The sequence below is a fragment of the Kitasatospora sp. NPDC057512 genome (assembly GCF_042802135.1).
Classification (GTDB): domain Bacteria; phylum Actinomycetota; class Actinomycetes; order Streptomycetales; family Streptomycetaceae; genus Kitasatospora.
The window spans coordinates 1-11,587 of sequence record NZ_JBHVET010000212.1 but is presented as its reverse complement, the minus strand read 5'-3'; the positions used below and the strand labels follow the sequence as shown (position 1 = coordinate 11,587).

The window sequence follows — 11,587 nt, the reverse complement described above, 5'->3', positions numbered from 1 at the left end:
GCCGCTCAGCGGCCGGTGGTGACGACCATGCGGAAGCGGGCCCGGTTGGCCGCCATCTTCTCCACCGCCGCCGCGGTCCGCTCCAGCGGCACCTCCTCCACCCAGGCCCGCACCCCCGTCTGGGCCGCGAAGCGCAGCGTGTCCTGGGTGTCGACCGCGATGCCCGAGGAGTGCGCGTAGACCTTCCGGTCGCCCTGGATCAGCTGCAGGGCGCTCAACTCCAGCGGCTCCGCCGGGAGTCCGACCATGACGAGCTCGCCCCGGCGGGTGATCCCGTCGATCGTCGCCACCACGGCCTGCGCGTTGGTGACGGTGGACAGGACCACCTTCGCACCCCCCAACTGCCGTAGGGCCTCGGCGACATCGCCCGCGGTGCTGTCGATGTAGTGGGCGGCGCCGAGCTCGAGCGCGAGCGGCCCCTTCTCCTGGCCGCGGGCGATGGCGACGGTGCGGAAGCCCATCTTCTCGGCGAACTGGACGCCCAGGTGGCCGAGCCCACCGATCCCCAGGATGGCGACGGTGTCCCCGGGCCGTGCGGCGGAGCGGCGCAGGGCGTTGAAGACCGTCACCCCCGCGCAGGCCAGCGGCGCCGCCTCGACCGCGGTGAGCTCGTCCGGGATCGCCGCCAGGGCCACGGCCGGGACGACGACGGAGTCGGCGAACCCGCCCGGATAGGCGACGCCGGGGATCTCGACCCGCGCGCAGTGCAGGCCGTCGCCCACCCGGCAGGCGTCGCAGTGCCCGCAGCTGCCGCCGTACCAGCCGACCGCGACCCGGTCGCCGACCCGCCAGCCCTCGACGCCCTCGCCGAGGGCGTCGACGCGGCCGGCGATCTCGTGCCCCGGGGTGATCGGGAAGGTGCTGCCGGGCAGCAGGCCGCCGGCGATGAGCAGGTCGGAGTGGCAGACCCCGCACGCCTCCACGGTGATCCGCACGGCCCCCGGGCCGGGTTCCCGAGAGGGGACCTCGACCAGTTCGGGGGCCGCACCTACTGCCGCGACCTGGACGGCGCGCAGGGCGGTGGCAGAGCCGCTGGGGGAGGTGGTCATGAGCGATCCCTTCGCCGGGTGAGCCGGGTGATTCGTCCCCCGGAGCCCCTGCGGCCGCACCGCTCGCCCTGTTCCGGGCGCTTCTCTCGACAGATCTCGAAAGGTCCCGAAAGAACGTGAAAGAAAAAGGTGGAGATAGGAATCGAACCCATCTGAACGGCCCTGCAAGCCGCCGCCTAACCACTCGGCCACTCCACCCCGACAACGATGGAAACATTACACGCACATGAACACGGACCCTGACCAGAATTCCCCGGGAACGGCGATGTTTCACCCCATGGGGCTCTTAGTGCGTCTAGTGTTATTTCTCTCGACATGGCGCCGGTAGGGTCCGACGAGCCAGCGCGCAAAAGACCGGGTGCGCTAGCCTGTGCCGATATCTCCGACCCGATGGGATTTCACTGATGGCCGTTGAGGAATCACGGTTCACCCATACCGCGGAGCCGCTCTGCGGAACCGCCGCGAACCGGTGCCAGTACAAGAACCTGCCCCTGCGCGACCTTCCCCCACTCGGCGTCGTGCGCCGCGCCAGGATCGCCCGCGAGGGCCTGCGCGAGCGCCGCGCCGACGTTCCGGCGCCCGGCCGGCCCTCCCGGTTCGCCGAGGGGGACTGGGTCCGGGTGAAGGACGAGGACGCGGTGCGCGCCACCCTCGACGCCAAGGACCGCCACCGCGGCCTGTGGTTCACCGGCAGCCAGTGGTCGTTCTGCGGCGGCGTCTACCAGGTCGAACGCATCGTGCGCCGCATGATCGACGACCACTACCGGGTGCGGCGCCTGTCGGGCACCGTCGCCCTGGCCGGCGCCACCTGCCACGGCGCCGACGGCACCCAGGGCTGCGGGCTGGACTGCGCCCTGCTGTTCCGCGACGAATGGCTGGAGCCCGCGCCCGCGCCGGTCCCCGCCCCCCGGCCCGTCGCCCTGTGGGCGACCGTGCGCGGCCTCGCGGAGATCCGCGCGACCCTCGACCCCGACGGGCGCCTGGACGGCGTCCCCTTCCAGCCGGGGATGGAACGCCACGCCGGCACCCGTCACGGCGCCGTCGAACTGCGCCACCGGTCCCTCGCCTGGTGGCAACACCCCACCGGGGGGCGCTGGTTCATCCTCGACGGCCTGCGCTGCGGTGGCGAGCCGCTCGCCACCGGCTGCGACCGGCGGTGCGCCCTGCTCTGGCACGAGTCCTGGCTGCACCTGGAGCCGGCCGCCACCGCCCCCTGACCGACCGTCAGCGCAGCCAGCGGTCGCGCACCCGCTTCGCGGTCAGGTGCAGCGGCCCGTCCCGGTCGCCGACGTAACATCGGGGAAGCGCGAACTCCCCGCCGTGGACACCGGGGCTGACCGCGCACCCGTACCCGTACCCGGTGTGCGCCACCGCCTCCACGGCGGCGGCGTCGAGCGAACCGTAGGGATAGCAGAACCCCTCGACCGACCGGCCCGTGAGGTCCTCCAGCACGTGGCGGCTGTCGGCGACCTGGGCCGCCAGATCCCGCGCGCCCAGGCCCGCCAGCCGCCGGTGCGTCAGCCCGTGCGAGCCGATCTCCACCCCTGCGGCGGCGGCCTCGCGGACCTGGGCCGCCGTCATCAGCGGCTTGCGTGGGCCCTGCTCGTCCCAGTCGTTGCACCCGCCGAGCCGGCCGGCCACCACGTAGACCGTCGCCGTGAAGCCGTAGTCCGCCAGTGCGGGCATGGCCTCCTCCACGAAGTCGCGGTATCCGTCGTCGAAGCTGAGCCCCACCTTTCCCGCGGCGGTGCCGTCCCGGTGGGAGCGCATCAGCTCCCCCACCGACACCCCGCGCAGCCCGCGCGCGGAAAGCCAGCGCAGCTGGCGGCGGAATCGCGTGGGGTCGACGGTGATCAGATAGGGATCCTCGGTCGCCGACGTCACCGAGTGGTACATCAACGTCCACGGGAGACGTGCCGCAGCCACGTCGGGCGCGCTTTCCGAACTATTGCGTGGTCGAATGAGTCGCATGTTCCGCTCCTGCTGTCCAGTGGCCCCGTCCGTTCAGGTGGCCCTCGGGGAAATTGCATTCTGGCAGCGTCGGGCCCGGCTTCCATTCGCGCCAGGCGACTCCGTACCATTTCACCCGGTTGCCGGAGCGGAATTCGGCGAGGCCCGTTCGGGCCGGACCGGGGCGGCGGACGGTCAGCGGTGGTTGACGATGACGTAGATGCCCCAGCCGATCGCCGCGAGCACCAGCGCGAAAAGGAGTCCGGCCAGGGCGGAAGCGACCGGACCGGCGGCGGGCCGGACGCCCGCCGGCTCGTCGGCCGAGGCGGACGAGCCGGCCGAGGCGGACAGGCCGGACGGGCCGAACGGGTCCGACGAGCCGGACGGGCCGGACGGGTTGAGCAGGCGCAGGCCGAGGGCGAACAGCGCGGGCAGGCCGGCGCCGGTGACCAGGCCCACCACGACGATCCTCCACACCGCGTCCAGGTCGACCCAGGAGTTCACGACCTCACCTCGTCCTTGGCCTTGACGGGCTCCGGGGCCACCGAACCGGTCCACGCGGCATTGACGTTCTCCGGCGTCACGGCCGGGTAGCGGGAGGCGGCGAAGAAGGCGATCGACGCCAGCACCAGCACGATGAAGATCACCGCGACCCCGGCCGTCCCGCCGATCCCGTTCGCGGTCCAGTAGGCCACCGCGCCGACCACCGCGGCGGCCGGCAGGGTGAGCAGCCAGGCCGCCACCATCCGGCGGGCGAGCTGCCAGCGCACGACCGCACCGCTCCGCCCGATCCCCGAGCCCAGGATCGACCCGGTGGCCACGTGGGTGGTGGAGAGCGAGTACCCGAAGTCGGTGGAGCAGAGGATCACGGCGGCCGAGGCCGACTCGGCGGCCATCCCCTGCGGCGGCTCGATCTCCACCAGCCCCTTGCCCAGTGCGCGGATCACCCGCCAGCCGCCGACGTAGGTGCCCAGGGCGATCGCCAGCGCGCAGGAGACGATCACCCAGTCCGGCGCCTTCGCCCCGGCCTGCAGGGTGCCGTTGGCGATCAGGGCCAGGGTGATGGCACCCATGGTCTTCTGCGCGTCGTTGGTGCCGTGGGCGAGCGAGACCATGGAGGCCGAGCCGATCTGGCCGAGCCGGAAGCCGCGCCCGCGCGGGCCCTCGGGCACGTCCCGGGTGAGGCGGTAGACCAGGAGGGTGCCGACCACCGCCACCCCACCGGCGATGAACGGTGACAGCGCCGCGGGCACGATCACCTTGGAGACCAGCCCCTGCCACCTGACGGCCGAGGCCCCGGCCGCCGCCACCGTCGCCCCGACCACCCCGCCGATCAGCGCGTGCGAGGAACTGGAGGGGATCCCGAGGAACCAGGTGGCCAGGTTCCACAGGATGCTGCCGGTCAGGCCGGCGCACACCACCGTCAGGGTCACCTCCCCGCTGGCGACCAGGCCGTTGGCGATGGTCGCCGCCACGGCGGTCGACAGGAACGCGCCGACCAGGTTCAGCACCGCCGAGACGGCGACCGCGACGCGCGGCGGGAGGGCGCCGGTGACGATCGAGGTCGCCATCGCGTTGCCGGTGTCGTGGAAGCCGTTGGTGAAGTCGAAGCCCAGCGCCGTGACGACCATCAGCGCCAGGACCGCATCGTTGCCGGTCACGGACCCGAACCTAGCCCGCGCACCGGGACACGCCCGGTTCGGCGACGACCCGGCGCGCCGCACGGCGAAGCGCCGCCATCCGGTCGGATCAACACACGGTCGCGCCCCCTCGCCTGCCGGACGGACGGCTCCAGGAGCCCGAGGGGGACACACCTCGCGTCGACGGCCTTCCCGCGGCCCGCTCCCCCCGGCGTCGGACCGTACGGATTCCCGACCTCCGAACGGCGAACCGTCAGCCCGTGGCCGCCGCCCGCCCGATCGGGTCGCATTCACCGGCAGCGCGGGACACCGACGGGTCGGGTACGGAAGGCTCAGGGCCTTCGAGCCCCAGGCACGCAGCGCGGACACGGCCGGCCGGGGCGGCCCGAGACCGGATTGGTGGCATGACCGTTCAGGACATCCCGGACACCCCGAGCGCCGGGACCGCCCGGCGCGGCGAGTTCGCCGAACTGTACCGGCGCGTGGCGCAGGCCGGCCTGCTGCGTCGGCGCCCGCTGTACTACGCGTGCCGGAGCGCGGCGCTGCTGGCCGCGCTGGCGGGGCTGCTGGCCGGGTTCACGGCGCTCGGCGCGAGCTGGTGGCAGCTCGGCCTGGCGCCGCTGTTCGCCTTCGTGCTGGGCCAATTGGCGCTGCTCGGCCATGACGTCGCGCACCGCGCGGTGTTCGCCGACCGCCGGACGACCGACCTGGTGGGCATCGTGCTGGGGAACCTGGTGGTCGGCATGAGCTACGGCTGGTGGGTCGACGACCACAACCGGCACCACGCCCACCCGAACCGCGAGGGCCACGACCCGGCCGCCGACTCCCTCCTCTTCGCCCGGACCGCCCAACAGGCGGAGCGGACACGGGGGTTGCGGCGGTTCGTGGCACGGCACCAGGCGGCACTGTTCTTCCCGCTGCTGTCCCTCCAGGCACTCGGCCTGCTCGTCGCCACCGGCCTGACCCTCACCCGCGGCACCGTCAGGCACCCGGCGCTGGAACGCACCCTCGCCGCACTGCACTACGCCATCGCGGCGGCCCTGACCGTCCTCGTGCTCTCCCCGCTCCAGGCGCTCGCCTTCACCGCGCTGTTCGGGGCACTGCTCGGCGTCTACCTGGGCTGCATCTTCGCCCCCAACCACAAGGGCATGCCGATGACCGGCCCCGGCGCCGAGCGCACCGACTACCTCCGGCGGCAGGTCCTGCCCTCCCGCAACCTGCGGGCCGGTCGGTTCGTCCACTTCCTCTTCGGCGGCCTCGGCCTCCAGATCGAGCACCACCTCTTCCCGGCCATGCCGGTGGCGGCGCTGCGACCGGCCTCGCGCATCGTGCGCGCCTACTGCGCGGAGATCGGCGTGCCGTACGCCGAGGCGGGTCTGACCGCCTGCTTCCGGGAGATCCTGCGGGACCTGCGCGTGGTCGGCCGGTCCGTCGCGGCCCGTCCGGAGGCCGTGGCGGCGACGAAGACCACGGCAACAGCGCAGGCCGCCCGGTGAGCGAGGTCCTGCCCGGGCCGGTGGCGCCCGCCGCGGCCGGTCCGGCCCCCGGCGGCGAGCGGCTGCGAGTGGTGATCGTCGCCGAGTCCTTCGCCCCGCAGGTCAACGGCGTGGCCCACAGCGTGCTCCGGACCGCCGAGCACCTCCTGGCCCGGGGGCACGTCCCGCTGGTGGTGGCCCCGGCGGCACAGCGCCGCGCGAACGGGAGCGGGAGCGCGAACGGGAGCGGGACCGGGAACGCGATCGGGAGCGCGATCGGGAGCGAGCCGTACGAGGCGGCGTACGGCTACCGGGTGGTCCGCGTCCCGTCCGTTCCGCTGCCCGGCTACCCGGAGGTGCGGGTCGCCCTCCCCGGGCGCCGGGTGGCCGACGCCGTCGAGCAGCACCGCCCCCATGTGGTGCACCTGGCGGGCCCGTTCGCGCTCGGGGCGGCCGGAGCGGCGGCGGCCGGGCGCGCGGGCGTCCCCGTCGTCGCCGTCTACCAGACCGACCTCGCCGCCTACGCCCGGACCTATCTGCCCTTCGCCGGTGCCGCCGGGGCCCGGCTGGCCTGGCACCGGCTGCGGCTCATCCACACGGCGGCCGCGCGGACCCTGGCGCCGTCCCGGGCCTCGCTCGACGCCCTGACGGCCCACGGGGTCCCCCGGGTCCACCTGTGGCCGCGCGGCGTCGACTGCGTGCGTTTCCACCCCGGCCACCGGGACGAGGCCCTGCGCCGGCGCCTCGGCCGGCCCGGCGAGGTGCTGGTCGGCTACGTCGGGCGGCTGGCGCCGGAGAAGCAGGTCGAGCGGCTGGCCGAGGTGTCCCGGCTCCCGGGCGTACGGCTGGTGGTGGTCGGCGACGGCCCCAGCCGCGCCCGACTGGCCGCCGCACTGCCGGACGCGCTCTTCCTGGGCCGCCGCACCGGGCACGAACTCGCCCGGCTCTACGCCTCGTTCGACGTCTTCGCGCACACCGGACCGTTCGAGACCTTCGGCCAGACCCTCCAGGAGGCGATGGCCAGCGGCCTGCCCGTCGTCGCCCCGGCCGTCGGCGGACCGCTCGACCTGGTCCGGCCCGGACGCACCGGCTTCCTCGTCCCGCCCGGCGCCGGCACCGGCTTCCGGGAGGCCGCGGAACGGCTCGCCCGGGACGCGGAGCTCCGCCGGGCGTTCGGCCGGGCCGGCCGGGCCGCGGTGGCGGGACGCAGCTGGGAGGCGGTCGGAGACCGGCTCGTCGACCACTACCGGCTCGCGCTGGCGGAGTCCTCCGCCACGGCGCGCGGGTGAGACCGAGGAACGGACCCGTCATGCACCAGCCCCTCGCCGCCGAGTACCTTCCCGGCGCCCGTCCGGACGCCGACACCGCCGTGTTCCTGCACGGGCTGGGCGGCTGGACCCACAACTGGGCCGCCCTGATCGAGCGCCTCCGGCCGTCGGTGCACTGCCTTGCCCTCGACCTCCCCGGCTTCGGCCGCTCCGCTCCCCCGCCCGACGGCCTCGTCACCGTCGGGCGCCAGGCCGCGGCCGTCGCCCGCCACCTCGTCCGTACCGGGCACCGCCGCGTCCACCTGGTCGGCAACTCGCTCGGCGGCCTGACCGCCCTCCACCTCGCCGCCCACCGCCCGGAGCTGGTCGCCACCCTGACCCTGGTCTCCCCGGTCCTGCCCGTCCTCCCGCCGCCGCAGGCCCTGCGGATCGCCCTGCTGGGCCTGCCGGGCGCTGCCCGCCTGTACGCCCGGCTGCTGTCCACCCGGAGCCCCGACCGGCAACTCGACGACCTCTACGGCCTGATCTACGCCGACCCGTCCCGCATCGGCGCCGAACAGCGCGCGACCGAAGTGCGCGAACGCCTGCGCCGCGCCGAACTCCCCTACAACCGGCAGATGTTGGTGGAGGGTGTGCGCGCCGTCGTCCGGGCCCATCTCCGGCAGCCGGGCGAGCCCTCCCCCTGGCACCAGGCCCGCCGGGTCACCGCCCCCACCCTGCTCGTCTTCGGCCGCGAGGACCGCCTCGTCCCCTTCCGTACGGCGGCCCGGGCCTACACCGCCTTCCGGGACGCCCGCCTCCTCACCCTGCCCGGCATCGGCCACGTCGCCATGCAGGAACACCCCGACGCCGTGGCCTCGGCCTTCCGCGCCCTGCTGCCGGAGCCCCGCCGCACGCCCGGCGGGTGATCCTCGCCATTGGTCTACTCCAATCTGTCCTGAATACGCCGTCACAGCGGGCGCCGGCCTGCCGTTCACTGTCCCTCACGGCAGCCGGGCTCGCTGCCGCACGACCCGTCGACCTGGGAGGTGCGAACGCGAAGCGCCGTGCCCTGTCCGATCGTCGGGGTTGCCGCCGGGCCCGGAGTCGGACGTCTTCCGGCCGAATGTCCGCTCCCCCGCGACGCAGGCCGATCTGAGGGGTAGTCAAAAGGTCACCCCCACAGTGAACTTGGAGACCTCATGGCCATTCGCGCGTCCTGTCGCCCCCTGGTCCTCACCCTGCTCCTGTCCCTGGCCGCGGCCGGCTGCGGCGGCTCCGGCTCGGGCGGCGGTTCCGGGGCCGGCGGCAAGCTGACGGTGTGGCTGGCCGTGGACGCCCAGGAGAGTTGGCCACAACTGGTCCAGTCCACCAACGACCGCTTCGCCAAGGCCCACCCCGGGGTCCGGGTCGACGTCCAGTACCAGCAGTGGACGACGAAGAACCAGAAGCTGGACGCCGTCCTCGCCGGGAAGAACGTGCCCGACGTGGTGGAGATGGGCAACAGCGAGACCACCAACTACATCGTCAACGGCGCCTTCGCCACCCTCGACCCGGCCCGCTTCGACCAGTCGGACGCCTGGCTGCCGGCGCTCGCCGACGCCTGCCGCGACAACGGCAAGACCTACTGCGTGCCCTACTACGTCGGGGCCCGGGTCGGCGTCTACCGCACCGACTACTTCACCCGGGCCGGTGTGCCGGGCGCCCCGAAGACGTACCCCGAACTCCTCTCCGCGTTCGACCGGCTGAAGAGCACCTTCGGCGCCCAGGACCCGAACTTCTCCGCCCTCTACATGCCAGGCCGCTACTGGTACGCGGCCATGGCCTTCCTGAAGGACGCGGGCGGCGAGATCGCGGTGAAGGAGGGCAACCGCTGGAAGGCCTCGCTGTCCTCGCCGCAGTCCGTCGCCGGGCTCACCGAGTGGAAGCGGCTGATCGACGCCTACTACGTCGGCGACCGCGCCAAGGACAACGGCGACCAGCCGGCCGTCGTCGGCCAGGGCCGCGTGGGCGTCTTCTACGGCAACACCTGGGAGGCCGACGCCGCCGCCGACGAACGCTCCGGCGGGGACCCGAAGCTGAAGGACAAGTTCGCCACCTTCCCCTTCCCCGGCCCGTCCGGAAAGCTCCTGCCGCCCTTCCTCGGCGGCTCCACCCTGGCCGTGCCGGCCAAGTCGACGCGCAAGGACCTGGCCGCCGACTGGATCAGGATGTTCACCGACCGGGAGTCGCAGAAGACGCTGATCGCCGCGAACACCCTGCCCAACAACACCACCCAGCTGACCGAGGTCGCCGCCGGCGGCATCAACGGCCCGGCCGCCCAGGCCGCGGCGACCGGGGGCTGGATGACCCCGTTCGCGCCCGGCTGGACGTCGGTGGAGAAGTCCAACGTCCTGCCCGAGATGCTGGAGCGGATCGCCAACGGCAAGGCGTCGGTGCAGGACGCCGCGCGGGAGGCGGACCGGCGGATCGACGAAGTGATCAATGAGCGCTGACCGGGGCCGGCGGCGGCGTCCGCTGCTGCCGTACCTGCTGATCGGCCCGACCGTCCTCGCGCTCGTCCTGGTGCTCGGCTACCCGCTCGTGGACATGGTCGTCCTCTCCTTCCAGGACATGACCCGCGAGCAGCTGTTCGGCGGCACGTCGCCGCCGTGGGCCGGGCTGGACCAGTTCCGCAGGATCCTCGGGGACGGGTTCTTCTGGACGGTGGTCGGCCGTACGGTGCTCTTCACCGCGGTGTGCGTCGCCCTCACGGTGCTCTGCGGGCTGTTCACCGCCCGGCTGATGCACCGGGTCTCCCCGTGGGTGCGCGCCGTCATCGCCGGGGTGCTGGTCACCGTGTGGGCCATGCCCGTCATGGTCGCCGCGTCGGTCTTCCGCTGGCTCTTCGACGCCGACTACGGCGTGGTGAACTGGCTGCTCTCGAACCTGCCCGGGGTCGACCTGGCCCGCCACAACTGGTTCACCAACCCCTGGCAGGGGTTCGCCGTCATCGTCTCCGTCGTGGTGTGGGGCTCGCTGCCGTTCGCCGCGATCACCCTGCGGGCCGCCCTGGCCCAGGTCCCGCCCGAGCTGGAGGAGTCCGCGGTCCTCGACGGGGCCCGGCCCCTCCAGGTCTTCCGGCACGTCACCCTGCCGGTGATCAGACCGGTCCTCGTCATGGTGACGACGCTGTCGGCCATCTGGGACTTCGGCGTCTTCAACCAGATCTGGCTCATGCGCGGCGGCCAGCCCGAGCGGGAGTACTACCTGCTCGGCGTCTACTCCTTCATCGAGTCCTTCGCCGTGAACCGCTACAGCACCGGGGCCGCGATCGCGCTCGTGACCGTCGTGCTGCTGCTCGCCGGATCGGTCGTCTACCTGCGTCAGATGCTCAGGACGGGAGAGATCGAATGAGACGACGGCGGTCGCTGGGCCACGACCTGCTCGGACTGCTCGTCGCCGCGGTGATCGGCTTCCCCGTCTACTGGATGGTGCTCACCGCGTTCCGGCCGGCCACCGAGATCCTGAGCCTGCCACCGAAGTTCTGGCCGGTCCGCCCCACGCTCGACAACTTCGCCCGGGCGCTGGGCACCGAGACCTTCTGGGCCAACGTCCGCTCCAGCGTCGTCATCGGCCTCGGCACCGTCCTGGTGTCGCTGGTCGTCGGCGCCCTCGCCGCCTTCGCCCTCGCCCGCTTCCGCTTCGCGGGCCGCAAGGCCTTCGTCGTGGTCATCCTCATCGTCCAGATGGTCCCGCTGACGGCCCTGATCATCCCGGTCTACCTGCTGCTGAACGACGTCGGGATGACCGACAGCCTCACCGGCGTGGTCCTCACCTACCTGGTGTTCACGCTGCCGTTCACGGTCTGGATGCTGCGCGGCTTCATCGCCGGGGTCCCGGTGGAACTCGAGGAGGCGGCCATGGTCGACGGCTGCGGCCGCCTCGGCGCGTTCCGCCGGGTGGTGCTCCCGCTGCTCGCGCCCGGCATCGTCGCCACCTCCGTCTTCGCCCTTGTCCAGGCGTGGAACGAGTACGTCCTCGTCTACATCCTGCTGTCGAGTCCGCAGAAGCAGACCGTCAGCATCTGGCTGGTCTCCTTCCAGACCAGCTTCGGGACCGACTACGGCGGCCTCATGGCGGGTGCCACACTGACCGCCCTGCCCGTCGTGGTCTTCTTCCTCGTCGTCCAGCGCAGGATCGCCTCCGGCCTCACCGTCGGCGCGGTCAAGGGCTGAGCCCCTCCG

The 11,587-nt window shown here is 73.2% G+C and carries 11 protein-coding genes and 1 tRNA gene; 7 read left to right on the top strand and 5 right to left on the bottom strand.

The window, feature by feature from the left end; all coding sequences use genetic code 11:
* Positions 1-5: 5 nt before the first annotated feature.
* Entirely contained in the window at positions 6-1,049 is a 1,044-nt protein-coding gene (locus tag ACFU6K_RS16430) for an alcohol dehydrogenase catalytic domain-containing protein (protein WP_380663620.1), read from the bottom strand.
* Between the two features lie 127 nt (positions 1,050-1,176).
* Positions 1,177-1,247 (bottom strand) — tRNA-Cys (locus ACFU6K_RS16425).
* A gap of 206 nt (positions 1,248-1,453) precedes the next feature.
* Between ACFU6K_RS16425 and ACFU6K_RS16420 the strand changes: the two genes are divergently transcribed.
* The gene (locus ACFU6K_RS16420; protein ID WP_380663618.1) at positions 1,454-2,266 is read left to right on the top strand and encodes a hypothetical protein; all 813 of its coding nucleotides are present in this window, start codon (positions 1,454-1,456) and stop codon (positions 2,264-2,266) included.
* Between the two features lie 7 nt (positions 2,267-2,273).
* Here the strand turns inward: ACFU6K_RS16420 and ACFU6K_RS16415 are convergent, their stop codons facing one another.
* The 3 genes from ACFU6K_RS16415 to ACFU6K_RS16405 form a co-directional block, all read right to left on the bottom strand.
* Positions 2,274-2,975, bottom strand: a complete 702-nt coding sequence (locus tag ACFU6K_RS16415) for a polysaccharide deacetylase family protein (protein ID WP_380663617.1) — start codon at positions 2,973-2,975, stop codon at positions 2,274-2,276.
* A gap of 219 nt (positions 2,976-3,194) precedes the next feature.
* Entirely contained in the window at positions 3,195-3,503 is a 309-nt protein-coding gene (locus tag ACFU6K_RS16410; RefSeq protein WP_380663615.1) for a hypothetical protein, read from the bottom strand.
* Entirely contained in the window at positions 3,500-4,660 is a 1,161-nt protein-coding gene (locus tag ACFU6K_RS16405; RefSeq protein ID WP_380663614.1) for an anion permease, read from the bottom strand. The genes ACFU6K_RS16410 and ACFU6K_RS16405 overlap by 4 nt, the downstream gene beginning before the upstream one ends.
* A gap of 383 nt (positions 4,661-5,043) precedes the next feature.
* Here ACFU6K_RS16405 and ACFU6K_RS16400 point away from each other — a divergent pair, with 383 nt between their 5' ends.
* The 6 genes from ACFU6K_RS16400 to ACFU6K_RS16375 all read left to right on the top strand — a co-directional run bounded on the left by ACFU6K_RS16400 (position 5,044) and on the right by ACFU6K_RS16375 (position 11,578).
* A complete protein-coding gene (locus ACFU6K_RS16400) occupies positions 5,044-6,135 on the top strand; it encodes a fatty acid desaturase family protein (protein WP_380663612.1) in 1,092 nt (363 codons plus the stop codon).
* A gap of 62 nt (positions 6,136-6,197) precedes the next feature.
* Entirely contained in the window at positions 6,198-7,403 is a 1,206-nt protein-coding gene (locus tag ACFU6K_RS16395) for a glycosyltransferase family 4 protein (protein ID WP_380663621.1), read from the top strand.
* A gap of 20 nt (positions 7,404-7,423) precedes the next feature.
* Entirely contained in the window at positions 7,424-8,290 is an 867-nt protein-coding gene (locus tag ACFU6K_RS16390) for an alpha/beta fold hydrolase (RefSeq protein ID WP_380663611.1), read from the top strand.
* Between the two features lie 273 nt (positions 8,291-8,563).
* On the top strand, positions 8,564-9,856 hold the full coding sequence (locus ACFU6K_RS16385) for an extracellular solute-binding protein (RefSeq protein WP_380663609.1): 1,293 nt from the start codon (positions 8,564-8,566) through the stop codon (positions 9,854-9,856).
* The gene (locus tag ACFU6K_RS16380; protein WP_380663607.1) at positions 9,846-10,757 is read left to right on the top strand and encodes a carbohydrate ABC transporter permease; all 912 of its coding nucleotides are present in this window, start codon (positions 9,846-9,848) and stop codon (positions 10,755-10,757) included. Before ACFU6K_RS16385 ends, ACFU6K_RS16380 begins: the two co-directional genes overlap by 11 nt.
* The gene (locus tag ACFU6K_RS16375) at positions 10,754-11,578 is read left to right on the top strand and encodes a carbohydrate ABC transporter permease (RefSeq protein ID WP_380663606.1); all 825 of its coding nucleotides are present in this window, start codon (positions 10,754-10,756) and stop codon (positions 11,576-11,578) included. Before ACFU6K_RS16380 ends, ACFU6K_RS16375 begins: the two co-directional genes overlap by 4 nt.
* The last annotated feature ends 9 nt before the right edge of the window (positions 11,579-11,587 follow it).